This is a genomic window from Gilliamella sp. Imp1-1 (assembly GCF_001690415.1).
In the GTDB taxonomy this organism is placed as follows: Bacteria; Pseudomonadota; Gammaproteobacteria; order Enterobacterales; family Orbaceae; genus Gilliamella; species Gilliamella bombi.
In genome coordinates this window covers 1-25905 of sequence record NZ_LZHK01000038.1, presented here as the reverse complement: position 1 = coordinate 25905, position 25905 = coordinate 1, and the positions used below count along the sequence as shown (strand labels likewise).

At 33.0% G+C, this 25905-nt stretch carries 26 protein-coding genes; 20 read left to right on the top strand and 6 right to left on the bottom strand.

The genetic code is table 11. The features are described 5' to 3' along the window. Both A9G38_RS12395 and A9G38_RS03765 read right to left on the bottom strand, forming a co-directional pair. The coding region (locus A9G38_RS12395; protein WP_218056487.1) for a hypothetical protein at positions 1-316 on the bottom strand (316 nt) is incomplete at its 3' end. Positions 317-346: 30 nt separating this feature from the next. Beyond that, positions 347-1288 carry a glycosyltransferase family 8 protein gene (locus A9G38_RS03765; RefSeq protein WP_034912036.1) on the bottom strand — a complete coding sequence of 314 codons (942 nt, stop codon included), beginning with the start codon at positions 1286-1288 and terminating at the stop codon, positions 347-349. 151 nt (positions 1289-1439) lie between these two features. Here A9G38_RS03765 and A9G38_RS03760 point away from each other — a divergent pair, with 151 nt between their 5' ends. The 4 genes from A9G38_RS03760 (at position 1440) to tsaB (ending at position 6314) form a co-directional block, all read left to right on the top strand. Further along, on the top strand, positions 1440-2417 hold the full coding sequence (locus tag A9G38_RS03760; protein ID WP_051634219.1) for a glycosyltransferase family 8 protein: 978 nt from the start codon (positions 1440-1442) through the stop codon (positions 2415-2417). An 11-nt stretch (positions 2418-2428) separates the two neighbouring features. Then, positions 2429-3403 (top strand): glycosyltransferase family 8 protein, encoded by a 975-nt coding sequence (locus tag A9G38_RS03755; RefSeq protein WP_034912042.1) that lies wholly within the window; start codon positions 2429-2431, stop codon positions 3401-3403. Positions 3404-3700: 297 nt separating this feature from the next. After that, complete coding sequence (locus A9G38_RS03750) at positions 3701-5611, top strand: ATP-dependent DNA helicase (RefSeq protein ID WP_034912049.1); 1911 nt, start codon at positions 3701-3703, stop codon at positions 5609-5611. 22 nt (positions 5612-5633) lie between these two features. Then, a complete protein-coding gene (gene tsaB, locus A9G38_RS03745) occupies positions 5634-6314 on the top strand; it encodes a tRNA (adenosine(37)-N6)-threonylcarbamoyltransferase complex dimerization subunit type 1 TsaB (RefSeq protein WP_034912055.1) in 681 nt (226 codons plus the stop codon). A gap of 60 nt (positions 6315-6374) precedes the next feature. Here tsaB and A9G38_RS03740 read toward each other — a convergent pair whose 3' ends face one another. Further along, positions 6375-6641 carry a GrxA family glutaredoxin gene (locus A9G38_RS03740; protein WP_034912061.1) on the bottom strand — a complete coding sequence of 89 codons (267 nt, stop codon included), beginning with the start codon at positions 6639-6641 and terminating at the stop codon, positions 6375-6377. A gap of 223 nt (positions 6642-6864) precedes the next feature. Here A9G38_RS03740 and A9G38_RS11945 point away from each other — a divergent pair, with 223 nt between their 5' ends. The 7 genes from A9G38_RS11945 (at position 6865) to A9G38_RS03715 (ending at position 12676) form a co-directional block, all read left to right on the top strand. Then, on the top strand, positions 6865-7056 hold the full coding sequence (locus A9G38_RS11945; protein WP_141671721.1) for a hypothetical protein: 192 nt from the start codon (positions 6865-6867) through the stop codon (positions 7054-7056). A 445-nt stretch (positions 7057-7501) separates the two neighbouring features. After that, positions 7502-7651 (top strand): hypothetical protein, encoded by a 150-nt coding sequence (locus tag A9G38_RS12210; RefSeq protein ID WP_176713224.1) that lies wholly within the window; start codon positions 7502-7504, stop codon positions 7649-7651. A gap of 125 nt (positions 7652-7776) precedes the next feature. After that, a complete protein-coding gene (locus A9G38_RS03735) occupies positions 7777-9126 on the top strand; it encodes a hypothetical protein (RefSeq protein WP_065623140.1) in 1350 nt (449 codons plus the stop codon). 639 nt (positions 9127-9765) lie between these two features. Then, complete coding sequence (locus tag A9G38_RS03730; RefSeq protein ID WP_080702334.1) at positions 9766-10461, top strand: DUF2884 family protein; 696 nt, start codon at positions 9766-9768, stop codon at positions 10459-10461. 63 nt (positions 10462-10524) lie between these two features. Then, a complete protein-coding gene (folD, locus tag A9G38_RS03725) occupies positions 10525-11376 on the top strand; it encodes a bifunctional methylenetetrahydrofolate dehydrogenase/methenyltetrahydrofolate cyclohydrolase FolD (protein ID WP_034912064.1) in 852 nt (283 codons plus the stop codon). Positions 11377-11439: 63 nt separating this feature from the next. Continuing rightward, entirely contained in the window at positions 11440-11931 is a 492-nt protein-coding gene (ppiB, locus tag A9G38_RS03720) for a peptidylprolyl isomerase B (protein WP_034912070.1), read from the top strand. After that, positions 11924-12676: a UDP-2,3-diacylglucosamine diphosphatase gene (locus A9G38_RS03715; RefSeq protein ID WP_034912073.1), complete on the top strand. Its 753-nt coding sequence runs from the start codon at positions 11924-11926 to the stop codon at positions 12674-12676. The genes ppiB and A9G38_RS03715 overlap by 8 nt, the downstream gene beginning before the upstream one ends. Here the strand turns inward: A9G38_RS03715 and modC are convergent. From modC to modA, 3 genes are read right to left on the bottom strand one after another with little or no spacing between them, the layout of a single operon-like run. Further along, on the bottom strand, positions 12655-13335 hold the full coding sequence (modC, locus tag A9G38_RS03710) for a molybdenum ABC transporter ATP-binding protein (protein ID WP_034912079.1): 681 nt from the start codon (positions 13333-13335) through the stop codon (positions 12655-12657). The two genes, A9G38_RS03715 and modC, sit on opposite strands and share 22 nt — an antisense overlap. Positions 13336-13340: 5 nt before the next feature. Next, complete coding sequence (gene modB, locus A9G38_RS03705) at positions 13341-14030, bottom strand: molybdate ABC transporter permease subunit (protein ID WP_034912084.1); 690 nt, start codon at positions 14028-14030, stop codon at positions 13341-13343. A 28-nt stretch (positions 14031-14058) separates the two neighbouring features. After that, positions 14059-14814 (bottom strand): molybdate ABC transporter substrate-binding protein, encoded by a 756-nt coding sequence (modA, locus tag A9G38_RS03700; protein ID WP_442902671.1) that lies wholly within the window; start codon positions 14812-14814, stop codon positions 14059-14061. A 280-nt stretch (positions 14815-15094) separates the two neighbouring features. On the opposite strand from modA, the gene A9G38_RS11940 reads away from it, so the two are divergent. The 9 genes from A9G38_RS11940 (at position 15095) to amtB (ending at position 25302) form a co-directional block, all read left to right on the top strand. Continuing rightward, entirely contained in the window at positions 15095-15877 is a 783-nt protein-coding gene (locus tag A9G38_RS11940) for a TOBE domain-containing protein (RefSeq protein ID WP_034912100.1), read from the top strand. A gap of 15 nt (positions 15878-15892) precedes the next feature. Further along, positions 15893-17365: a molybdate ABC transporter ATP-binding protein ModF gene (gene modF, locus A9G38_RS11935; protein ID WP_034912101.1), complete on the top strand. Its 1473-nt coding sequence runs from the start codon at positions 15893-15895 to the stop codon at positions 17363-17365. A gap of 382 nt (positions 17366-17747) precedes the next feature. Beyond that, positions 17748-19751 carry an excinuclease ABC subunit UvrB gene (gene uvrB / locus A9G38_RS03685; protein WP_034912102.1) on the top strand — a complete coding sequence of 668 codons (2004 nt, stop codon included), beginning with the start codon at positions 17748-17750 and terminating at the stop codon, positions 19749-19751. Positions 19752-19776: 25 nt separating this feature from the next. Next, on the top strand, positions 19777-20127 hold the full coding sequence (locus tag A9G38_RS03680) for a RidA family protein (RefSeq protein ID WP_034912106.1): 351 nt from the start codon (positions 19777-19779) through the stop codon (positions 20125-20127). Positions 20128-20296: 169 nt separating this feature from the next. Beyond that, positions 20297-20797 carry a 5-(carboxyamino)imidazole ribonucleotide mutase gene (gene purE / locus A9G38_RS03675; RefSeq protein ID WP_034912110.1) on the top strand — a complete coding sequence of 167 codons (501 nt, stop codon included), beginning with the start codon at positions 20297-20299 and terminating at the stop codon, positions 20795-20797. A 1-nt stretch (position 20798) separates the two neighbouring features. Continuing rightward, complete coding sequence (gene purK / locus A9G38_RS03670; protein ID WP_034912166.1) at positions 20799-21875, top strand: 5-(carboxyamino)imidazole ribonucleotide synthase; 1077 nt, start codon at positions 20799-20801, stop codon at positions 21873-21875. 41 nt (positions 21876-21916) lie between these two features. Continuing rightward, the gene (gene dgt, locus A9G38_RS03665) at positions 21917-23407 is read left to right on the top strand and encodes a dGTPase (RefSeq protein WP_034912114.1); all 1491 of its coding nucleotides are present in this window, start codon (positions 21917-21919) and stop codon (positions 23405-23407) included. A 254-nt stretch (positions 23408-23661) separates the two neighbouring features. Beyond that, the gene (gene glnK / locus A9G38_RS03660) at positions 23662-24000 is read left to right on the top strand and encodes a P-II family nitrogen regulator (protein WP_034912116.1); all 339 of its coding nucleotides are present in this window, start codon (positions 23662-23664) and stop codon (positions 23998-24000) included. A 21-nt stretch (positions 24001-24021) separates the two neighbouring features. Next, positions 24022-25302: an ammonium transporter AmtB gene (amtB, locus tag A9G38_RS03655; protein ID WP_034912125.1), complete on the top strand. Its 1281-nt coding sequence runs from the start codon at positions 24022-24024 to the stop codon at positions 25300-25302. Positions 25303-25905 lie beyond the last annotated feature (603 nt).

Sequence of the window (25905 nt, the reverse complement as noted above, 5' to 3'; positions counted from 1 at the left end):
TCATTATATAGCTTTGATTTGTATCATTTTCTAAAGCAGTCTTCAAAAGAGAATCAGAGATATAACCATATTTTAAATTAAAAAAGAGCTCAATAGCTAAAATGAAATTGAAGATTCCAAATATAGGTAATCTTATCCATTTTGTTCTAGGAAAAATTACTATAAAAAGTAAATAAATTAATAATGTATAACTAATATTAGTTAAATTATTTATATTTATTATATTGTATGCAATAAATATAATTGTAAAATATAAAGTAATAAGAACTCTTTGTTTAGTTAAAACAAAAAGATTTAGATTTTTGTTTTTAAACATTAAATACCGCCTTTAATCATTATCCATAATCTAATTGCAAAAGAATTTTTTTACTAAATAAGTAGAGTAAAATTTAAATCCTTTAATAATTGATCCTTTTTTAAAACATTGTGTAGCATAAACTCTAAAATCAACGGTTCTCATTTTATTTTTATATGATTTTAAAGAATTATTCGCCCATGGAGTAAAATGTTTGTAAAAGTTATATAGATCTTGCGCGAGCCCTTTATGTTCTTGATACCACATCTTTCTTGGTCCAGTAAAATGAACAAAGCAGGGTAAATTTTCTTTATTATAAAAAAATTCTTCTTTTTGTTGCTCTGTCATCCAAGTAAATAAATAGTTCCATTTAGAATCAATTATTTTTATATGATTCTGTAATGTAATATTTAGAGCATCTTGATCTGCATATTTTAACGAGTTATTTTTAAATAAAATTTCGTTAGTTTTTTCTTCAATATTAAGCTTTATCCAATTTGGTATATTAATATAAAGTACTCCAGCATTAAAATAGTCATTAGAAGTTAATTTTAATCTTGATGAGTTTGCATTGGTTTCTTCTTTTATCGAGTCTAGGCCAACTGCACAAACAAAATTATCAATATAAATATCGCTTATAGCTGATATATTTGAAAAACACAACACGTCTGCATCAAGATATAGTAATTTTTCTACATTATCCGATAATAATCGGGGAACCATTAATCGAATAAACGTTGATTTATTAATATGGTTAGTTGTAAATTTATGCCGATATCTATCAAGATCAGTTTGCTTAATTTCGTAAGTAACAATTGAGTTAGAAGTCTCTTTTAATCTTTCTATATCGTCTTTTTTTGCATTATATAAGAAAACATGAAATTGTAGTTTTTCATTTAAATTATTTAAAATAATTGATTGAATGGATACTGATACATGTTCAAGATAATTAGAATCGGTGCAATATGCTATGTGTATAATATTGTTTTTCATGCTGAGTTTTATTTGAAAAGATTTAGATCATTTATGTCATTACTAAATTCATATGTCAATATAAAATTGATTATCATTTCATGGTTTATTTTAACATATGTTACAATAATCTAATTATTTTAAACCAAAACTAAAAACTTAGCATAATAAGATGAAAGAGAAACTTTTTATTAGTAAAACTACTACGTTATTTAATAATGCTATAGTGGCTTTAGATACCATACATATAGCATTTTGTTTTGATGATAACTATGCAATGCCAGCAGGTATTGCGATGTCATCAGTTATACTGAATAATCCGGATAAAAATCTGGTTTTTCATTTGTTTGCTAATAATGTTTCAAATAAAAAAATATTAAGATTCAATAAATTAAACAAAGAAAATACTTCTATCATTTGTTATGAAATTAGTGATGATTTTTCAGTTAATCCAAATACTTTATTATTGCATGTTTCAGCTTCTACTTGTCTACGTTTTGTTGTCCCGCAAATTTTAAATAAAATAACTTCTCGCGTTTTATATTTAGATTGCGATATTCTGTGTACGGATAATCTTAATGAACTGATTCATACTGATTTAACAAATAAATTTTCAGCCATAGTGCCAGATATTGAGAAAATGCAAGAAAAACAGTGTGCTAGCTGTAATATTCCTTATGGTGAATACTTTAATGCTGGAATGATATATATTAATACAGATATGTGGGTACAAAATAACCTTACTGAAAAAGCTTTTGCGATGATTAACAGTGGTAAAGTTTATAAATTTGCAGATCAAGATGTCCTAAATATTTTAATGCAAGGTAAAACAGTATTTTTACCTAAATGCTTTAATTATCTTACTGCGCTAACTGCGGGTGGAAAAGAAGATAATCTTATTGGCAATGATGCTGTGATTATTCATTATGTCACCGGTAATAAACCTTGGTATAAACTATATTTGACGCCTCTTTATCAACATTATATAGAGTCTTCTTGTTGGGCAAACGATAAATTATTGCTAGCTAATGAAAATGCCCCGTCAACCACCAGAAGATATGCTAAATTACTTGCTAGTCAGCATAAATATTTTTCTGCATTGAAGTATTATCTACTTTATTTGAAACATAAAGCGTTCAAAAGACGTTAAGGAATAATGTCGTGATTAATGTTGAAAAATTTATTAACCAAAAAAATGAATTATTATCATGTGTTTTTTCGAATAATGAACATGTATTACATATTCTTTTGTGTTTTGATGATAACTACGCTCTATCAGCAGGTGTAGATATTGTTTCAGTTATTGAAAATAATAAAAATAATCAGATTCATTTTCATATTTTTACTCATAATGTTTCGGAAGAAAATAGAAAAAAATTAGCAACAATCAACTCTGATAATGCTTCTATAACTGAATATGTTATTAATGATGAATTTAAAATTGATCAAAAAAATACTGAACAATTCCCTATATCAGCTTGTGTTCGGTTAATAGCTCCAATAATCTTAAAAGATATAACTAAAAGGTTGCTTTATATTGATAGTGATACACTTTGTCTTAAAAAATTAAATTTTATTAATGAAGTTGATTTAGATTCTGCAATTGTTGCTGCTATTGCTGATGAACCCTATATGCAACAGTCTCAGTGTGCTAAATATAACATAACATATGGAACATATTTTAATTCTGGCGTGATGTTAATTAACATACCTCTTTGGTGTCAGGAATGCATTACTTCTAAGACATTAAAGTTATTAAATAATGGTGATAAATATCATTATCCTGATCAAGATGTATTAAATATTTCTGTAGGTGAAAGAAGAATTATATTAGAAAAAAAATATAATAAATTATTGGCGCTATCAATAAATGGTAATGAGGATTCTAATGTTCCAGACGATACTGTTTTAATTCATTACATAACTAAAAATAAACCTTGGCATCAGCCTTATCGTTCAAGATTATTTGATTATTATTTGGAAAAGTCTCCATGGAGAAATAATACTTTACCTTTATATAGCCGAAAGAAAACATCTTCAATACGAGCCTATTCTCGATTAATGTTTAAACAGAAAAAATATTTATCGGGAATTAAGCATTATTTAATTTACTTGAAAACCAAATTGACAAAATAAATTTATTATTGATTCTCTGGCTTTTTAAGCATTGAACATTATCTATTTTTAATGGGTGATGTTCAAAATAAAAAAACAACCGTGTTCATCTTAAAATATAGCTATATATCTTTTTTTCTTGGTTACTGGTATAGTACGGCAATTATTTGTATTGTTAACTATTCAATTCAGCAATAATAAATTTATCTCATTTTTGAAATGTTTCATAATATTTTTCATAACGTTTATTTTTCTTAGAATATATTTTCTTAATTTTATTGGTGTGTTGAACTTAGCTTTTTATTAGGTATATTTTAAGTGATTGATGATTTTTCTGAGAATGGTTTATTGGCTAAAGCTATTGATGGATTTGTGGCAAGAGAGCCACAACGAAACATGGCAAATAAAGTCTCAGAGTCAATAAATAAGCAACAGTCTCTTGTTGTTGAGGCTGGGACTGGAACAGGTAAAACATTCGCTTATTTAGTACCCGCTCTACGTAGTGAAAAGAAAGTAATACTTTCCACGGGGTCCAAGAATCTACAAGATCAACTTTTTAGTAAAGATCTGCCTATTATCAAAAAAGCATTAAATTACACTGGCAAAATATCTCTTCTTAAAGGTAGATCGAATTATCTTTGTTTAGAACGATTGTATAATCAATATGCAGCTGCCGGAGATCTTGATAAAGATTTACGTGTTGATTTAGTTCGTGTCAAAAATTGGTCAATTAAAACCAAAGATGGAGATATTAGCAAATGTATAGCAGTTACGGAAGAAAACCCAATTTGGCCCGTATTAACCAGTACAAACGAAAGCTGTCTTGGAAGTGACTGCGAACATTATAATGATTGTTATGTTGTTAAGGCTCGTAAGCGTGCTTTAAATGCGGATATTGTGGTTGTTAATCACCATCTATTTTTAGCCGATGTTGTGGTAAAAGATACAGGTTTTGGTGAGCTTATCCCTAAGGCTGATGTAATGATTTTTGATGAAGCCCATCAGTTACCAGATCTGGCTTGTCACTATTTTGGACAACAGTTAACTAGTCGTCAGCTACTAGAACTTGCAAAAGAGATAACGCTTAGCTATCGCACTGAAGTAAAAGATATGTCTCAGCTACAGCAGTGTGCAGATAAATTGCAAAAAAGTGTTCAAGATTTGCGTATTGCAATTAATCAGCAACCACCTAAAGGTAATTTGCGAGTGTTATTCAAACAGCAAGCAATAAAAAAAGAGTTATCTTATCTTTTTGATGCATTAGATTTTTGTCGTGAGGTTTTAATGTTGGCAATAGGACGATCTACAGCATTAGATAACTGCTTTGAACGAGTAAATCAATACATCAGCTTATTAAAAAAATTAAGTGAAACATATGTAACTGGGTTTAGTTATTGGTATGAATGTACTTATAATTATTTTGTTTTTGCGATAACGCCATTGTCAGTGGCCGATAAATTCTCTGAACTATTAGCACAACGTAAAGGTAGTTGGATTTTTACCTCGGCAACTTTGTCTGTTGATAATAAATTAGATTATTTTACTAAGCGCCTTGGTCTCACAAATGCCGAGTCCCTTATTTTAGAAAGCCCATTTGATTATTTACATCAAACTGTCATGTGTGTTCCGCGTTATATTCCTTCTCCTAATGAACAAGGTAATGCTGAAAAATTGGTCGATATATTATTGCCAGTTATTGAAGCAAACAATGGGCGTTGTTTCTTCCTATGTACTTCTTATGCCATGATGAATGCTTTAGCAAAACAGTTTAAAGAACTCACCAAATTACCAGTATTAGTACAAGGTGAAACAAGTAAAGTAAAATTACTTGAGCAATTTATACATAGCGGAAACGCCTTATTAATTGCTACCAGTAGTTTTTGGGAAGGTATTGATGTTCGGGGCGATACCTTATCTTGTGTTATTATAGATAAATTACCATTTACATCTCCAGACGATCCTTTAATAAAAGCTCGTATGGAGGATTGCCAAATGCAAGGTGGAGATGCATTTAATGATGTGCAATTACCTGAAGCTGTTATTACTTTAAAACAAGGAGTAGGTCGATTAATTCGCCATCATAATGACCGCGGAGCAATTATTATTTGTGACAATCGCTTGGTTATGAGACCTTACGGTGCAACCTTTATTAATAGTTTACCTCCATCGCCAAGAACACGAGATGTAAATAAAGTTATTAATTTTTTATTATCTAAATCTAACTTATAAACTTAAATATTTTGGAAAAGAAATGAGTACTATCTTAGCTATTGATACCTCAACAGAAGCATGTTCGGTAGCTTTAATTTACCGTAATGAAATCACTCATGATTTCATCATATCAGCACGCGATCATACTAAGCAAATATTACCAATGGTGGATAAGCTTCTTGCACTATCAGATTGTTCACTTGCTCAAGTTGATGCCATAGCCTTTGGACAAGGACCTGGTAGTTTTACTGGTGTTAGAATTGGCATTGGTGTTGCACAAGGTTTAGCATTAGGCATTGACAAACCAATGATCGGAGTTTCAACGTTGATGACCTTGGCTCAAGGTGTATATCGAACACAAAAAGCCACAAAAGTCATTGCTACAATTGATGCCAGAATGGGGGAAGTCTATTTAGGACAATACTATTACACCAATAATCAATGGCAAATAGTTATTCCTGAATGTGTTATTGCACCTGAAAAAGTAATAGAAAAAGTGGAAAATATAGGTAATGATAATTATTGTGCTGGCACTGGTTGGCAAACTTATCCAGATATGATTAAAGGAATAAGACAAAGTGATATCTTATTACCTCATGCACAAGATCTAGTCGTTATTGCTAAGAATAAATGGTTAAAGAATGAAGTTGTTAATGTTGAGGAAGTAGAACCAACTTATTTACGTAACGAGGTAACTTGGAAAAAACTACCAGGTCGTTAATAACAAGTAAATATTAAAAAGCCACCAAATAGTGGCTTGAATTTAATACACTCATTTACATTATTCTTTAAATAAGCCTAAATGCTCTTTTGCATAAGCTTCAAAATCGGTACAACCACCGATTGGTTTTTCATCAATAAAGATTTGAGGTACTGTTTCAACAGGTTTACCTACACTTTTAGACAGATCTTCTTTAGTAATGCCTTCTGCGTTAATATCAACATAACGATAAGAAAAATCATCACGCTCTTGAGAAAGTTTTTCAGCTAGTTCTTTAGCTCGAACACAATAAGGGCAACCTTGACGCCCAAAAATTACAGTATACATTTTCACCTCGAATAAGTTTTTTACATATAAATACTATACGTTACTTTAAATTAAAGAAAAGTTGTTAAATATAGTTGATTAAATAGATTATATCTATTAATGATGAAATTGAAAAGCTAACGTGGCTACAAGACTTTACAAAAAGTTGGGGAAAGAAGTTTATTGTAAAATAGTCTAGCATCAAAACTAGCTTAATCTTACTATCACAATTAGCTATAATTAGTTGCAGCTTGCAATACTAACAGCGACGTCAAGTCGGGTTATTACAGGGAATGCACCGCAAATGGTGGCATTATCGAGTGCAGATAAACATGGTTTTACTGTCAACGATGTTTTTTATAATGAGGTGAGTGGTACTATAAAATCTAGTGAATTGAAAGGATTTGATGGTAATTTAACGCTTAATGAATTTTAAAGTGGTAATTTATACATCAAACAATTTAGATAGGGTTGAGAATTATAATAATATAGATAATGCTGATCCACAGCATCCGTTTAAAGTTGAATCGACTTATTATTGGTGGTATGACAATAGCGGAAGACGCATAATTGATGATGATAAGAAAAAATTATAGGTTGTGACAGCGGCATTTCAATGCCATTAAAACTTACCATAAAAACCAATGTATGTAGCATCAATACCTTACCAATTCTATAAACAGAGGAAAAGTTAACCACACATACAGTGGTTCGATTGGTTAAGGATTTTTATATGCTTAACAAAACTTTACAAAAAAACAGGTGAAAAATGAGGGTTTTATTCTAAAATAGAGTAGCATAGTTATATACTACTTTATGCTAAAATTACTAAAAACAACATTAACTGTTTATTTTATAACAATAAATTTAAGAAAATAAGTATGAGGAATAATAAAATTATGATAAAATATGGACTTAATCGGGCATCGGGCATCGGGCATCGGGCATCGGGCATCGGGCATCGGGCATCGGGCATCGGGCATCGGGCATCGGGCATCGGCATTTTGTTAATCGTTTTATTTCACCTTTAATATTACGGCAAAACGTTTTATTTTTACTGTTATCTTTTTGTTTTAAACACTTCCATTGCAAATCTCACTTTGTTGTCAAAATAACGACACTCACAGCTCACTCAAAACCGAAACTTACTCAAATAATGGGTTTAATCTTATTATCACAATGGATACACGTTGGCTCAGCTAATGCAATACTAACAGCAACTTCGAGTCAGATTATTACAGGAAATGCTCCGCAAGTGCTGGCGTTATCGAGTGCAGATAAACATGGTTTTACTGTCAACGGCGTTTTTTACAGTGAGGCGAGTGGCACTATAAAATCTAGTGAAGTGAAAGAATTTGATGGTAATTTAACGTTGAATGATTTTAAAGTGGCGATTTATACTTCAACAAACTTAGATAAAGTTGAAAATTACAGCGATATAGATGGTGATAGTGCCGATCCACAGGAGCCGTTTAAAGTTGAATCGACTAATTATTGGTGGTATGACAATAATGGCGTAAGAATAATAGGTAATGATAAGAAAAAAATGATAGGTTGTGGTAGTGGCTTTTCAATGCCATTAAAGCTCATCATAAAAACCAATGTTAGTGCCCATTCAGCATACGGAATACCTGATGTAGGCAAGCAAATTACCCTAGCTAAGACCTACCAAATAGCACCAAAATCGCAAATTTGTTATGCAAAACCGAATGATGTGATTGTTTCACCTAATCTACAATGGCGATCATATGATCCTAATTTGGCATCTAACCCAATTTCAGGACCTTGGGCTTGGAATGGTACGAATATAAGCCGACATCCTAACGCTGGTGGAGGGTATAGCGCTGATTATGTTTATAACTGGGGATTTAAAGCTAATCCAATAGAATCAGGTAAAAAATTTCCAACAACTGGCTTTCCTGGAGCTAAATTTCAATTAGTGATGATAGGTGCACAAGATGATTATCGTTATCAAATACTCAATAACCCAGGTGGAGGTGTTTCTGTTGATCAAAATGGGGTGGTAGAACTTAATAGTAAGCCGTCAGGAAATGTTACGGTGAGGACAACGTTAAAAAGAGATACTTCAATCATTCATGATTATATATTTAACCCAACTTCTGTGTGGTTAGAACCTAAAAATAACGACAATATAAATTTATCTAATGCAATCAATTTATGTGGAGGAATGGATAATATACCTTTACGTAAAGATTATACTAATTCTCCAGCTATTAATGTTGCAGAAAATCAGAATTGGAAAATTTATCCCAATAGTTTTACGCGATCAATTGGCGGTTCAGTTATGGGGGAATGGGGCTGGCTATCGAATAAAAACTATCCTAAATCAAATTGGCCTAAAGATAATACTTACAATGTTCTTTTTTGGACTAGAGAAATAGATTACGCTAAGTATAATATTTATTTTACAGTTAACTTATCTGGTTATGTTTCTACACGTGAAGCTGAAAAGGGTGACAATAGTAAAATAGCGTGTAAACGTTAATGATTCTACAATATATGATAATATCGAGTTATATAAAACTCAGATTAACTGAAACGTAACTCTCTGAATCAGTGACGGCTATTTTTATGATTTTAGCGCCATATTGCCTTCTGGTGATAAGGCGCTATTTTTTTATGTTTTCCATTACCATTGTTTCTCAAATTACGATAAATAATACAAGTAGTTCCTACATATTACTCAGTAAACTCACCTCTTTTAAAAACATTAGTTGTATAAAGAATTCACACACTATCATGAAATACTATCTATCATATAACTGTATCATCGGGCGCTAGTCTACACTTTTTTAATAGTCAAGGCTCGCATATTTATATGAATACCCTTACTGTATTAGTTCTCTCGCCTACTACTCTATACCATTTAACTTGCGGCGTATAATTTAAGCAAAAACTATGGAGGATGAATTCGATTTTTGTTCAATAGGATAAAAATTGTTTGTCAAAAACTTTCAGGTAACTATGTGTTTTAGTATAAAACTACTTATAATTAATTTTGATATCATATAAAGTAATTAAACCGTTTGGCTAGTATTGTTTTTAAAATTATAGTACTTATTTAATTTTATTATATTTATTTCTTAGTAGACGTTATAATCATTCATGAATTAACTAGCTGGATATGAATATGTTAAAAAAATTGATATTGATTGCTTTGTTGTTACCTATCACCGTATTTGCTGCTAAAAAAGAGTGTGGGATTAAGCCCAGTTATGACATTACGATAAATAGAGAAAGTGTACATATTTTTGATAAAAAAAATGATTTAATTATCATACCAAATGGTAATGTCATTTTAAATAAAGAAACGATATCACTTAATCCATCATTACAAAAAGAACTGATTCAATTTCAGCAAGATTTACGTCAACAGTTGCCGCTACTAGAACAACAATCATTAAGCCTTTTAACTGAAGTTAAAGAAACTTTTGAAAAAGCAATAAAAAATCAATTGGGCGATGATAATGAGCTAAAAAGCGAGTTAAACAAATTATATAAACGTTTAGTTAAGTTGTTACATGCATCAATTATTACTGAAAATGGTAATACGCGATTTTCTTACCGACATTTTAATAATATCAAAAAAGATGGAGAAGATATTGGTCAACGCATTTTTTATAATGTTGTGGGCGGAAGTATTTTGCATTTCGAATTTTTTAAAAATTATGGAGCAATTAAACAAATTTCTAAAAATGAATGGAAGGCTCAAAAACCTAAATTAAAAGCTTTTGATGCTCATATTTGTTCAGTTATTACAGATATTGATGCTCAATACAAACAAATATTGAGTCAACTTAATCAATCAATTCATAACTAAATAGACATTAATAAAAACTTTTGCGAAAATGATACCTCTAATAAGATAGTTAAACGGAAGCTTATGACTGCACAAATAATTGATGGGAAAGTATTAGCACAACAAATACGTACTGAAATTGCCAATAAGGTCAAAATGCGTATTGAAAAAGGACTATCAGTCCCAGGATTAGCAGTAATTCAAGTCGGTTCAGATCCTGCATCAAAAATCTATGTTAAAAATAAGCAAAAGGCTTGTGATGATGTTGGTTTTGTTTCATTTGCTTATGACTTTACCTCGACGACCACCGATGAATTATTAGCATTAATTGATGAACTAAATCAACGTTTAGATGTGCATGGTATTTTAGTACAACTGCCTTTACCTGATAATATTGATAAAACTAAGGTTCTTGAACGTATTGATCCAAGTAAAGATGTCGATGGCTTTCACCCATATAATATTGGACACTTGCTACAACGTGATCCAATCTTGCGACCATGTACTCCTTATGGCGTAGTCAAAATGCTAGAATCCACTGGCATAAATCTGTCAGGTTTAAATGCTACCATTGTAGGGGCATCAAGCATTGTGGGTCGTCCAATGGCATTAGAGTTATTATTATTAGGTTGCACAACAACCATTACCCATAGTCGTACTATTGATTTAGCAAAACATGTTAGCAATGCGGATATTGTTGTTGCGGGAGTAGGTATTGCTAATTATGTTAAGGGTGAGTGGATAAAACCGGGTGCAATCGTTATTGATGTCGGTATCAATCGTTTGCCAGATGGTAAACTTGCAGGTGATGTAGAGTTTGATGTTGCTGTTAAAAGAGCAGGATGGATCACACCGGTTCCTGGTGGTGTTGGTCCAATGACCGTTGCTATGTTAATGAGCAATACATTAGAAGCATGTGAAAAATTTGGTAAATAATTTATATTAATTCAGATTTACTAAATTTTATTCCAAAGATATATATTAAAAAAGGATTATACAATGATTACATTTCACACTAATTTAGGTGATATTAAAATCAGAACTTTTGATGATAAAGCGCCCGAGACTGTTAAAAATTTTGTTGAATATTGCAAAGAAGGCTTTTATAACAATACAATATTTCATCGTGTTATTAATAATTTCATGATTCAAGGTGGTGGTTTTGAGCCTGGAATGAACCAAAAAAAGACAAAATCACCAATTAAAAACGAAGCAAATAACGGCCTAAAAAATGAACGTGGTACTTTAGCAATGGCACGCACATCAGATCCTCATTCGGCAACTGCGCAATTTTTTATCAACGTGGTTGATAATGATTATCTCAACTTTCGCTCTGCGGACATTAATGGTTATGGCTATTGTGTTTTTGCACAAGTTGTTGATGGGCTTGATGTGGTTGATAAAATAAAAGCTGTTAAAACAGAACGCAGTGGTATGCACTCTGATGTTCCTGTTGAAGATGTTATTATTACGAGTGTCACGGTTGAATAATCCTGTTCGTTATTTTATTGCTGATATTCATTTAGCAGATAATGAGCCTGCTTTAGGTTATATTAATATAGCCGCAGGCTTTTTGTCTTTTTTGGATACTTTGCCCGACAACTGCGAGCTTTACATTCTAGGCGACCTTTTTGATTACTGGGTTGGGGATGATGTAAAAACAAACTTACATTATCAAATTGCGCAGGCTTTACAAGCCTTATCAAAACGTAATATAAGAAAATATTTCGTTCATGGTAATCGTGATTTTTTATTGGGGGAAAAGTATGCGCAACAATGCGAAATGACCTTACTACCCGAGATTAATTGCCTTTCTAATCAAGGAAAAAACATCATTTTTTTACATGGTGATTTACTGTGTATTGACGACCATCAATATCAAAATTTCCGAAAAGTTATGCATAATAAATGGCTTCAAAAATTATTTTTATTTTTACCACTTTTTATTCGGTTGAAAATTGCAGCTAAGTTACGAAAAAAAAGTAGTCAACATAATCAACTCAAATCTGAAAATATCATGGATGTAAATCAGCAAGCAGTTATTGAAATGATGTTTAAACATAATGCAGATATTATGGTGCACGGTCATACACATAAACCTGCTGTACATCATTTTCAAATTGAAGGCAACACTGCAACTCGTGCGGTGCTTGGTGCTTGGCATGATGGCGTGACATATATTAAACAAGCGGAAAATAGTAATACTTTAGAGCTTTATAACCATTCTTTTAAATAGTCACTTTGTAAAACATGTTCGGTCTTACCAAACTCAATCAGCTTACCTTGATCTAAAATTACAACATTATCGGCTATTTGTTTAACTTCATTAATATTATGTGTTACATAAATAATGGGTATATTTAGCTCATTAGTTAATTTATTAATATAAGTTAACAGTTCTTTTTTTCTTGGCATATCGAGAGCTGAAAGCGGTTCGTCCATTAATAGTAATAAAGGGTTGGTTAATAGTGCTCGACCAATTGCAACTCGCTGTTTTTCTCCACCAGATAACATGGCAGGATAACGATTTAATAATGGTCGGATATTAAGTACATTAACTATTTCATCAAATCTTAATTGCTTGAAATTTTTAGCACCATAAATCAGATTTTTAATAACTTTATAATGAGGGAAAAGTAATGCATCTTGAAAAACGGTACCAATATGCCGATTTTCAGGAGTAACAAAAAGGTGTTTATCGCAATCAACTAGTGGTAAGCCATTCAACTGGATTTGGCCTTGATCAGGTTTAATTAATCCATTAACAAGGTTTACTAGTGTGGATTTTCCCGAGCCAGAAACGCCTAAAATAGCAGTAACCCCTTGGCAGGCTATCTCGTGATTGAATTGGAACGAAAACGAAGCAAGTTGTTTGCGAACATCTATTTTTAACATATTGATTATCCTGCTAACTTCTTTTTATGCCATCGATTTAACAATTCGGATAAAAAAAGTGCGATTAGTGATAACACAACCGAAATAATACACAGCCGTAATGCACCTTGTTCACCATTGGGAATTTGTAGCAACGTATACATTGCTAATGGTAAGGTGCGGGTTTCATCTTGAATATTTGACACAAAAGTGATTGTTGCACCAAATTCCCCTAAGCAACGGGCAAAACCCAATACAATTCCCATAAGAATACCAGGAAAGGCTAATGGTAAAGTAATAGTTATAAAAACTCGCCACTTATGGGCTCCAAGAGTCCGAGCAACGTTTTCAAGGCGTGTATCAATTGATTCAATGGCTAAGTGAATTGAACGCACCATTAATGGAAATGCAACTACTGCCGAAGCTAAAGCTGCACCTTGCCAATTAAAGCTAAAGCTAATATTTAAATGGCTACTCAACCACTCGCCAATAACGCTACGTCGTCCCATGGTTATTAACAACAAATAACCTAAAACAACTGGTGGTAAAACAAGAGGAAGATGCACGAGGCTATCAAATAGCGATTTACCAAAAAATTGACAGCGTGCCAATATCCAAGCGGTTAAAATGCCTATTGGCAAACTAAAACCAATTGCTGTGGCGGCTATCTTTAAACTAAGTAGCAAGGTTTGCCATTCAAATTCAGTTAATAACATAGTTTTATAAAATTATTTACTTATTAAATTACTTGGTTATAAATCCATATTTTTCAAAAATAGCTTTAGCTTGTGGTGAATTTAAATATTTATAAAAATCAGTTGCTTTTTGATTCAACAAAGTGATGGGATATTCGATAGACTTAAATGTATCATCAGGAAAGGATCCAATTATTTTTACCTTATTGCTTATTTTAGCATCGGTACTATATACAATACCAAGCGCAGCTTCATTACGCTCAACTAGTACCAAAGCGTCTCTTACATTACTTGCAGGAGCAAATTGTGGCGATAATTTATTAAATACCCCTAAATTAGTTAATGATTCTTTTGCATACATCCCTGCTGGTACATGATCAGGATCACCAATAGCTATTCTTTCACCTTTAGGTAAAATAATTTCCCAATTGGTATTTTTATTAATTGAAACATTCTCTAAATGTGAATTTTGGGGAGCAATAAGCACCAATGTATTTTTTAATAAATCGTGTTTATTTTTAGTTAAATTATGCTCAATAAGATAAGTCATCCACTTTTGATCTGCTGACATAAATATATCCGCAGGTGCACCTTGTTCAATCTGTTTAGCTAATACTGATGATGAAGCAAATGAGAATACAATATTTGCATCTTTATGTTCTGCTTTATAAGATGCAGCGATATCTTGCATAGCATTAGTCAATGAGGCAGCGGCAAATATAGTCATTTTTTCAGCAGCTGAAACTGAAAAAGTCATTGCCATCATTAAGATAATTCCAATAATTTTTTTCATTCTGTTCCTCACAATAAAATTGAGTTAATTTTAACTGTTAATATTATTTATCCAATTGATTATTATGATTTATTATGTTATTTGGCAAATTATTAAATGACCGTTATATAAAATATAATATATCGATGCTAGCAGAATTTATATATAAAGTACAATTAAAATTCATTTAAGCTGATACGATATGATAATCAACAAGATTTTTAACAAGTTTTGAAGGAATGCCAAAAAGGGTCTACAATAATCACTATTATCTCTTCCAAATTGATTAGTCGGTTCTTCATGGTGTTAAATTATGTTTTCTCCTGAAATTTTATTAACGTTAAATATAAAACAGCAGTTATTTACTGATCCAAGGCGTATTGCGTTATTAAAAGCAATTGAACAGACGGGGTCATTAAGTCAGGCTGCCAAGCAAATTGGTATTAGTTATAAAACCGCATGGGATGCCATTAATGAAATAAGTAAATTAGCACCTAAACCTTTTTTAATTACTGCAATTGGTGGTAAAAATGGAGGAGGCACTAAACTGAGTGCTTATGCAGTTAGATTTATCCAACTCTATGATCTATTAACTCAACTACAACAAAATGCTTTTAACATACTAAATGATGACAAAGTACCTTTAGATGATATTTTAAAAGCTACAGCTAGACTATCATTACAAACCAGTGCACGAAATCAATTATATGGTACGGTTAAGCAGATTCAAACAAATGATGTTGCTGGTTTTATTACAGTGCTACTTAGTGATAATCAAACTGAGTTAAAAGTTTACATTACTCAATCAAGTATTGAACGGCTAAAGTTGAGTACGGACAAAACAGTATTGCTGTTAATTAAAGCTCCATTAATTGAATTAAAAAATGAAATCGAGAACGAAAACTGCTTGTCGGTTACCGTTCAAAAAATCACTACTGATGGCATTTGGAGTGAAATTGCTTTTACACTATCTTCTGGCATAGTGCTTTATGCTAACAAATTAGCCAGTGAAGTAAAAAAGTCGGCCTTAGCTACAGGCAAACAATCAAAACTATTTATTAATCCACAAAATATTATTGTTGCGACATTAGTTTAGCAATATGAGGTTATCATGCTACAAATAGAAAACGCACATTTTAAAATTAGTGACTACCTAGTTTTTACTATTGAATCACTTACAATAAATCAAGGCAGTAATGTTGCATTTGTGGGGCGTAATGGCAGCGGTAAATCTATACTAGTTAAAGCATTGGCTGGTGAGCAAACATTATTATCAGGCAAAGTAATTAATCAATTTAACTCCATAGCACACATATCGTTTGAACAGCTACAAAAACTAATTGATGATGAATGGAAACGCAATAATACAGATATGCTAAGCGAAGGTGAAAACGATACAGGATTAACCACTCAGCAAATTATACAAGAAAATAATTTTAATCAAGTACTTTGCCAAAAATTAGCAACACAATTTGGAATTGAACACCTATTAACGAAACGCTTTAAATACCTTTCAACTGGTGAAACACGCAAAGCCTTAATCTGTCGAGTTTTGATGCAGCAACCTGATTTTCTGATATTAGATGAGCCTTTTGATGGCTTAGATGTGACATCACGTGAAAACTTAGCCGAAATACTAGCAGATCTTGCTAAGCAAGGTATCACAATTGTCCTTGTTTTAAATCGATTTAATGAAATTCCTACTTTTATTGAAAATATTGGCATACTAGCCGACTGCCAACTATTGAAAATTGATACAAAAGATACAATATTAAACGATACAACTGTTAAGCAATTAGCTGATTTGGAAAATATTTCCAATATGCCATTACCAGAAGCCGACGAACCACCAACTCAATTAGCGGATCAATTAGATCGAGTCATATTAAATAATGGTTATGTATATTATGATGATAAAGCAATCATTAATGGATTAACTTGGCGAGTAAAAGCCAAACAAAATTGGCAAATAGTTGGACCTAATGGCGCAGGTAAATCAACGTTATTAAGTTTAATAACTGGCGATCATCCGCAAGGGTATAGCAATGATCTCACTTTATTTGGTCGTAAACGAGGTTCGGGTGAAACGATTTGGGATATTAAACGCCATATTGGTTATGTTAGTAGCAGCTTACATTTGGCTTATCGAGTTAGTTCTAGCGTTAAAACTGTGTTATTGTCAGGCTATTTTGATTCGATTGGTGTCTACCAAGCTACCAGTGATAAACAAGCTAAATTGGCTGATGAATGGCTACAATTACTAGGGTTACAAACGCAGGCGGATAAACCCTTTCAATCGCTTTCTTGGGGACAGCAAAGATTAGTATTGATTGCCAGAGCGTTGGTTAAACATCCGACACTGCTTATTTTAGATGAGCCATTGCAAGGGCTCGATCATCTTAATCGAGAATTAGTAAAACGTTGGATAGATCGTTTAATTAGTGAAGGGTACACGCAGTTGCTATTCGTGTCTCATCACGCAGAAGATGCGCCAAAATGCATCACTCACCGATTGACTTTCATCCAAAACTTGGATCATAGCTATCAATATCAAATCGAACAGATAAATCGAATGATTAGTTAAAACTATCAAAAGCAGCGTTAAAGATAGGAATAAACATTAAAATAAAAGGGATTTTTTTTGAAATTTTATCTTGATAATTGAAAAAAGTTTATAAAGACTATATTTATAAAGTTATCCCCGTTGCCTGTGGATAACTCTGTGTGTATTTTATTGAAAAAAGCGCTAACCTCAGTAACTATCAGGATTTTTCTTAATTTGATTGTAACTTAATCATGAAATATTTTTTTGTTTTATATCAACATGTTACTGTAAATCAAGTTATAAATTAGTTGTCTTTTTTATAAATGAAAATGTTAATTGAACAAAAAATAGTAAATTTTAAAAGGTCAAGTCCTTTTGGGGATAATTTTTATTAATAGGTAAAATATTAGGTTGCGATGTAATGAAAAAATTTAAATTATGTTCCGAATTTAAGCCAGCTGGTGATCAGCCAGAAGCAATAAAAAGGATTAATCAAAATCTTGATGATGGGATTGCGCATCAAACACTATTAGGCGTAACAGGATCAGGTAAAACATTTACCATGGCAAATGTTATTGCTAAACATAATCGCCCTACAATTATTTTAGCACCAAATAAAACATTAGCCGCTCAGCTATATGGTGAAATGAAAGCCTTTTTCCCTGAAAATGCGGTTGAATACTTCGTATCTTATTATGATTACTATCAACCTGAATCTTATGTACCGTCAACCGATACATTTATTGAAAAAGATGCGTCAATCAATGAACATATAGAACAAATGCGTCTTTCTGCCACTAAATCACTACTAGAACGACGTGATGTTGTAATTGTTGCTTCGGTGTCGGCTATTTATGGTTTAGGAGCACCAGAAACCTATATGTCGATGATATTACACCTAACAAAAGGCACCATAACCGATCAGCGTTCAATCTTAACTCGATTAGCTGAATTGCAATACACTCGTAATGAAATAGGTTTTAGTCGTGGTACATTTCGTGTTCGAGGAGATGTTATAGATATTTTTCCAGCTGATTCAGACGATCTTGCTGTGCGCGTAGAGTTATTTGATGATGAAGTCGATCGAATTGTTATGTTTGATCCGCTTACAGGTAATAGCATAAATGAAGTATCGCGGATAACAATTTATCCAAAAACGCACTATGTCACACCAAGAAACATTATGGAAAACGCTATTGCGCAAATAAAGCAAGAGCTTAAAGAACGTCAAAAAGTTCTGTTAGACAATAATCGTCTATTAGAGGAGCAACGTTTAACTCAGCGGACATTATTTGATATTGAAATGATGACCGAATTGGGGTATTGCTCTGGGATTGAAAACTATTCACGCTTTTTAGCTCAGCGTAATCCGGGCGATCCGCCAGCAACCTTATTTGATTATTTGCCACCTGATGGATTACTTTTTATTGACGAATCTCACGTGGCTATTCCACAATTAGGAGCAATGTATAATGGTGACCGTTCACGTAAACTTAATCTGGTTGAATATGGCTTTCGGTTGCCATCAGCACTAGACAATCGACCGTTAAAATTTGCTGAATTTGAAAACATCATGCCACAAACTATTTATGTGTCAGCAACACCAGCTAAATACGAGATTGAAAAATCAGGTAATGAAATTATTGAACAAGTAGTTAGACCTACAGGTTTATTAGATCCTATTATCGAAGTTCGACCAGTTGCAACGCAGGTTGATGATCTATTATCTGAAATCAAAATTCGTATCAATAACCAAGAGCGTGTTTTAGTGACCACATTAACTAAACGTATGGCAGAAAACTTAACTGATTATCTGTCAGAACATAATATAACTGTAAAATATTTGCATTCAGACATCAATACGGTTGAACGTATGGAAATTATTCGTGACCTACGTTTAGGTAAAGTTGATGTACTTGTGGGCATTAACTTATTGCGAGAAGGTTTAGATATACCTGAAGTCTCACTAATAGCAATATTGGATGCTGATCGCGAAGGTTTTTTACGTTCAGAAAGTTCACTAATTCAAACCGTAGGGCGTGCAGCTCGTAATGTAAATGGTAAAGCCATATTATATGCTGATAGAATAACCCCTGCTATGCAAAAAACGATTGATGAAACTGCCCGTCGTCGTAAAAAACAGGAAGACTTTAATACAGCACACGGCATTACACCAAAATCAGTACGCAAAGAAATTAAAGACGTATTAGAGGCAGGTTTAAGTACCAAAAAATCAACAGCCAAAGTACAAGCATTTGAACCAGGCAAACCTTATCAGTATGTCTCAGTTAAAGAAGTACAGGCAAAAGTGAAAGAGCTTGAAGCAATGATGTACGAAGCGGCTAAGAATCTTGAGTTTGAAAAAGCTGGTGTACTGCGTGATGAAATAAAAAAATTGCGTGCTGATTTTATTAAAGTATCTTAATAACTCATCTAACAAGGAAAATATGATGACAATAACACGAATTGATCCAGATAACCGCTGGTCTGAAGCAGTGATCCATAATAACGTTATTTATTACACAAGTGTTCCAGCTGATCTTGAAAATGACGCTTATGTACAGACCAAAAGTGCATTAGCTGAAATTGACAAAATATTAGCCCGAGCTAACAGTGATAAATCACGTATATTAGATGTAACATTATTTTTAGTTAATAAAAGTGACTTTGCCGCTATGAATAAAGCATGGGACGAATGGGTAGCTAAAGGTAGTGCACCAGTACGTTGTACAGTGCAAGCAGGGTTAATGAAAAAAGAATATTTGATAGAAATTAAAATCGTGGCAGCAGTAAAAGGCTAACTTTTTCTTCACCGCCGATACTATTCGGCGGTATCACTTTGTTTATCATCTTCATTTTTCTGGGAACATGTATTTTAATTGCTAACAGATAAAATCCTTACTATCCCCATTAATTAAATTTTAGTGTATACTTCACATACATCTTATTTTAATTATTCATACATTTGCCATGCATACTCAACCTAGAATTGCCATAGTAATGGGTTCCAAAAGCGATTGGACTACTATGCAACACGCAGCCGATATCCTTGATGCGTTAACAATTCCTTATCATGTTGAAATCGTTTCTGCTCACCGTACCCCTGATAAATTATTTTGTTTTGCTGAAGATGCCAAACAAAAAGGCTTTGATGTAATCATAGCTGGTGCTGGCGGTGCGGCTCATTTGCCAGGTATGTTAGCTGCTAAAACGCTGATTCCTGTATTAGGTGTTCCAGTGCAAAGTGCTGCATTAAGTGGAGTAGATAGTCTCTATTCTATTGTTCAAATGCCTAAAGGTATTCCTGTTGGTACTTTAGCAATAGGTAAATCTGGTGCAGCGAATGCGGCATTACTTGCTGCACAGATTCTAGCTCTACATGATAAAGAAATATATCAACGTTTATCAACATGGCGATTAACTCAAACTGATGAGGTACTAAATAACCCAGATCCAAGAGTGAATGCATAATATGAAACTTCAATCTGTTTGTGTACTAGGTAACGGGCAATTAGGGCGAATGCTTAAGCAAGCAGGCGAACCAATAGGTATAAAAGTTTATCCAGTTGGATTAGATGTAGATCCTACCGTCATTCCATATCAACAGTCAGTAATAACAGCTGAAATTGAGCGATGGTCAGATACTCCGTTTACACAAATTTTAGCTAAACATTCGCATTTTGTTAATCGAGATGTCTTTCCTATTATTGCCGACCGTTTAACGCAAAAACAGCTACTTGACGAACTTGGTTTACCGACAGCGAAATGGTTTTCGCTTGATCACCCTCAAGATTGGTCAACGTTATTTACTGAACTTGGCGATCGATTAATTGTTAAACGTAGAACTGGCGGTTATGATGGACGAGGGCAATGGCGAATTGCTATTAATGGTCCAATAACTGTACCTGATGATATCTATCAGCACGCTATTGTTGAACAGGCTATCCCGTTCGAAAAAGAGATGTCATTAATAGGCGCTCGTAATGCAAAAGGTGAAACAGTATTTTATCCCCTTACCAATAACTTCCACCAAGACGGCATCTTAAAAATAAGTGTTGTACAACCTAACAAATCAGATTCATTACAAATAAAAGCAGAACAAATGCTATCTGCTATTATGCATAAATTGAATTATATTGGCGTAATGGCAATGGAATGCTTTATTGTTGGTAATGAACTACTGATCAACGAACTTGCTCCACGAGTACATAATAGTGGTCATTGGACGCAAAATGGAGCTTCAATTAGCCAATTTGAATTACATCTTCGTGCTATATTGGGGCTTCCATTTCCTAAGCCAGATGTATTTACGCCATCAGTTATGGTTAACTTAATTGGCACAGAATTAAATTTAAATTGGTTATCAATTGATTTGGTACATCTTCATTGGTATGAAAAAGAAGTTAGAGTTGGACGTAAAGTAGGGCATTTAAATTTAACCCATAACCAAACAAACAAATTGTTGAAAGCATTAGAGAATTTAATACCGTTATTACCTAATGATTATCAAAAAAGTATTGAATGGGCAAAACAAACATTAGCAATTTGAAAAATTAAAACAATTTGAGTGATTAAATTAGGGATGAAACCATGATCAGCTTTAACCAAAAAATCAATTATCAGCGTTATGCTAGCAAACAGCGTGAAGCTCTGTCTGATGAGTACTCAATAGTACGTTGTTTTGAAAGTGATCGTGGACGCATCATAAACTCAGCCGCTATTCGTCGCCTACAACAAAAAACGCAAGTTTTTCCATTAGAACGAAACTCAGTAGTTAGAACAAGACTTACTCACTCTATGGAAGTGCAACAAGTTGGGCGATACATAGTCAAAGAAATCGTTAATCGCCTAGGCAATGCTGGAAAATTAAAAAAATACGGGCTTGATAATTGTATAATGGCGATTGAAAGCCTAGTTGAAATGGCTTGTTTAATGCATGATATTGGTAATCCTCCATTTGGTCATTTTGGTGAGGCTGCCATTAATAAATGGTTTACTCTACGTTTGGGTCTTGGCAGAGCAACAGATTATCGATTTCTTGAAATAAATGTTAGTGATAAAGAAGAAATAAGAGAACTTAAAACTAAAATTCGCCAAGATTTATCAAGTTTCGAAGGTAATGCACAAGCAATTCGTTTAGTGCATACAATATTACGTCTCAATTTAACTTACTCTCAGATTGCTTCAATTATGAAATATTCTAAACCAGCTTATTGGTCTAAGCCGGTACTGCCAGAATTTTCTTATTTAATGAAAAAAGCAGGTTATTATTTATCAGAAGAACCATTTATTGAGGAGTTATCTAAACAGCTTGATATCAAACCATTTCATCGTTATCCATTTACCTATATTATGGAAGCCGCCGACGATATCTCATATTGCATTGCCGATCTAGAAGATGCGGTTGAAAAGAAAATTCTAACAGTAAAACAGCTTTATACTTACTTAGCTGAGGCATGGGGACCGATTAAAAAAGGTGATCTGTTTGATACCGTTGTCAATCGCCCTTATGAAAATCTAAATCAAAATGGTTTTGATGCGATAGGCATCGACCAATTTTTTATGTACCTACGTGTCAACACTATTGGCAAATTGGTACCACATGCTGCTGAACGCTTTATTGAAAATATTGAAGAAATTTATCACGGCTCATTTAATCATGCCTTACTTGAAGATCATGGTGCAGAATATAAATTACTCAATATTTTCAAAACAGTTGGACTTGAACATATATTTAACCATGAATCGGTTGAAAATATTGAACTTCAAGGGTACCGAATTATTAGTGGATTACTCGATATTTATAGCCCACTGCTTGATATGCCTACCAACGACTTTTTGAAATTGGTTGAGGATAAACATCACAAAAATTATCCTATTGAAACTCGCTTATATCATAAATTATCCTCAAAACATTGTGTCGCTTATAAACAAGCAGTTAACAAACTCAATATAAATAAAGCGGAAAATTTTGCGTGTATGGAATTCTACTATCGATGTCGCTTATTGCAGGATTATATTAGTGGCATGACAGATCACTTTGCTTATGACGAATATCGCAAGTTAATGGTGACATTCTAGATCCTATTAATTTTTATAACAGCTAAGCACCACTAATATGCATTGGCACCATATTAGTGCGCTGCTAAATAATAAATCTATTAACTATTTGTTATCTTTTGTTTTAACCTTCCAATCAAAACAGCTGAACTTTAATTTTATGATAGCTATATTTTTATAAATTAAGTTGTAGTAGCAAATTCAATTCAAGTTAATTTTTTTGGCACACTCTTTGCATAATTTAATCTGTAACTCACAATTTTTAGGAGCGATTGATGAAATTAGTTACCGTAGTTATAAAACCTTTCAAATTAGAAGAAGTCCGAGAAGCCTTATCTAATATAGGTATTACAGGATTAACTGTTACCGAAGTTAAAGGTTTTGGACGACAAAAAGGTCATGCCGAACTTTACCGTGGTGCAGAATATAATGTCAATTTTCTACCTAAAGTTAAAATTGATTTAGCTATTAGAGATGATGAACTTGACCAAGTTATTAGTACAGTTACTAAAGCAGCATATACTGGCAAAATTGGTGATGGAAAGATTTTTGTCAGTTCACTTGAACATGTAGTGCGTATACGTACTGGTGAAACCGATGACTCGGCATTGTAATTGATTGTTAAGGAAATCATTATGTTGAAAAAAATTATTCCCTTTTTAGTTATTTTATTCTCAAGTTCAGCTTTTGCCGAAGAAGCTGCCGTAGTTGATAAAGCGGATAACGGCTTTATGATGATCTGTACCGCCCTAGTACTTTTTATGTCGGTACCAGGGATTGCATTGTTTTATGGTGGATTATTACGTTCTAAAAATGTGTTATCGATGTTAACACAAGTACTAGTAACTTTTTCGTTAATAGCGGTGCTATGGATTGTTTACGGTTATACACTTGCTTTTGGTGAAGGGAACTGGTTTTATGGCAACTTTAACCATTTTCTATTAACAGGGATAGGTATTACAGATGTGTCAGGATCGATTTACGAGCTAATTTGGATAGCATTCCAAGGATCATTTGCTTGCATTACTTGTTGCTTAATTCCAGGTGCTTTTGCTGAGCGAATTCGTTTTTCAGCAGTATTAATATTTATGGTGTTATGGTTTACATTTTCATATATTCCCATGGCGCACATGGTATGGGGAGGCGGAATTTTAGGTGATGAAGGAGCACTTGATTTTGCTGGTGGTACGGTAGTACATATTAATGCTGCGATTGCAGGACTAGTGGGTGCTTATCTGATTAGAAATCGTATAGGCTATAATCGTGAACCACTAAAACCATTTAACCTACCTTATGTCTACCTTGGAGCTGCTATTCTTTATATAGGTTGGTTTGGCTTTAATGCAGGATCATCAACGCATGCAGATGAAATCGCAGGTTTAGCCTTTATTAACACTGTTGCAGCTACAGCAGCAGCGGTTTTGGCATGGACATTCGCAGAATGGTTTTTACGAGGTAAACCATCTTGCCTTGGTTCGGCATCAGGAGTGATAGCGGGATTAGTTGGTGTAACACCAGCGGCAGGTCTTGTTGGTGTAGGTGGTGCTATGTTAATAGGGCTTATTTGTGGTTTTGCTGGTGTCTGGGGAGTATCAACACTCAAAAGAATTCTAAAAGTTGATGATACATGTGATGTATTTGGTGTACACGGCGTATGTGGAATTGTGGGTTGTATATTAACTGGTATATTTACATCAGAATCGTTAGGAGGTATTGGTTATGCCGAAGGCATTACAATGGCAACTCAAGTAGGAATACAATTGATGAGTGTTATTACCTGCGTAGTTTGGACTACAGTGGTTGCTTATATTGCTTATAAAATTGCAGATATTATTGTTGGCTTAAGAGTATCAGAAGAACATGAAAGAGAAGGTCTGGATATTAATAGCCATGGCGAAAGTGCTTTTAATAGTTAATCACTAACCGAAACAGTCATTAATTAAAAATTAGATATAAAAACAGATTTAAACTCAAAATAATTTACAGGGAGATATTCCTGTAAATTATAGCTTTTATTATTATAGGAATTACTTGATATTTACTGATACGAGGTTTGATAATTAAAATTTAAATTGCAAGATAATTGTGTATTTTAGGTTTTCTGTATATGAAAGAGGATTACTTGTAATAGTCTTTAAATTATCAGTCACCGATTGAATATAAAATGAATCTATGATTTTACCTTTTTGATACTAAAAAAGTGTAAACATATCATCTTTACATTTCTTTACAAAAAAGTCCGCTAAAAAACTAGTCAATCACCCCTTAAACGGCTATACTTTAATCGCTTTAGAAAGACAAGCTTATTAAATAAGCGATTAACCATAAAAAATCTAAATAAAACAAAATATTACTTGACAGGTGGAACAAAATGCAGTACCATTTTAGGCACAAGGCACAAGGCACAAGGCACAAGCACTGGCAAACTTATGTCTTAAATTTATCAAATAATCCTATTCGACAAGTTTTTACTCGAAGCTCATTTATATCATCGAAATTATCTCTCGAATTATTTTCGA

Excerpts from the sequence above, each read along its gene's own strand:
- A9G38_RS03730 (WP_080702334.1), top strand. The coding sequence starts at position 9,766 with ATGAATATGTTAAAAAAATTGATATTGATTGCTTTGTTGTTACCTATC.
- modF (WP_034912101.1), top strand. The coding sequence starts at position 15,893 with ATGCTACAAATAGAAAACGCACATTTTAAAATTAGTGACTACCTAGTT.
- A9G38_RS03735 (WP_065623140.1), top strand. The coding sequence starts at position 7,777 with ATGGGTTTAATCTTATTATCACAATGGATACACGTTGGCTCAGCTAAT.
- tsaB (WP_034912055.1), top strand. The coding sequence starts at position 5,634 with ATGAGTACTATCTTAGCTATTGATACCTCAACAGAAGCATGTTCGGTA.
- ppiB (WP_034912070.1), top strand. The coding sequence starts at position 11,440 with ATGATTACATTTCACACTAATTTAGGTGATATTAAAATCAGAACTTTT.
- folD (WP_034912064.1), top strand. The coding sequence starts at position 10,525 with ATGACTGCACAAATAATTGATGGGAAAGTATTAGCACAACAAATACGT.
- A9G38_RS03760 (WP_051634219.1), top strand. The coding sequence starts at position 1,440 with ATGAAAGAGAAACTTTTTATTAGTAAAACTACTACGTTATTTAATAAT.
- modB (WP_034912084.1), bottom strand. The coding sequence starts at position 14,030 with ATGTTATTAACTGAATTTGAATGGCAAACCTTGCTACTTAGTTTAAAG.
- modC (WP_034912079.1), bottom strand. The coding sequence starts at position 13,335 with ATGTTAAAAATAGATGTTCGCAAACAACTTGCTTCGTTTTCGTTCCAA.
- uvrB (WP_034912102.1), top strand. The coding sequence starts at position 17,748 with ATGAAAAAATTTAAATTATGTTCCGAATTTAAGCCAGCTGGTGATCAG.
- A9G38_RS03765 (WP_034912036.1), bottom strand. The coding sequence starts at position 1,288 with ATGAAAAACAATATTATACACATAGCATATTGCACCGATTCTAATTAT.
- purE (WP_034912110.1), top strand. The coding sequence starts at position 20,297 with ATGCATACTCAACCTAGAATTGCCATAGTAATGGGTTCCAAAAGCGAT.
- amtB (WP_034912125.1), top strand. The coding sequence starts at position 24,022 with ATGTTGAAAAAAATTATTCCCTTTTTAGTTATTTTATTCTCAAGTTCA.
- A9G38_RS11940 (WP_034912100.1), top strand. The coding sequence starts at position 15,095 with ATGTTTTCTCCTGAAATTTTATTAACGTTAAATATAAAACAGCAGTTA.
- A9G38_RS12210 (WP_176713224.1), top strand. The coding sequence starts at position 7,502 with ATGAGGAATAATAAAATTATGATAAAATATGGACTTAATCGGGCATCG.
- purK (WP_034912166.1), top strand. The coding sequence starts at position 20,799 with ATGAAACTTCAATCTGTTTGTGTACTAGGTAACGGGCAATTAGGGCGA.
- A9G38_RS03680 (WP_034912106.1), top strand. The coding sequence starts at position 19,777 with ATGACAATAACACGAATTGATCCAGATAACCGCTGGTCTGAAGCAGTG.
- dgt (WP_034912114.1), top strand. The coding sequence starts at position 21,917 with ATGATCAGCTTTAACCAAAAAATCAATTATCAGCGTTATGCTAGCAAA.
- glnK (WP_034912116.1), top strand. The coding sequence starts at position 23,662 with ATGAAATTAGTTACCGTAGTTATAAAACCTTTCAAATTAGAAGAAGTC.
- A9G38_RS03740 (WP_034912061.1), bottom strand. The coding sequence starts at position 6,641 with ATGTATACTGTAATTTTTGGGCGTCAAGGTTGCCCTTATTGTGTTCGA.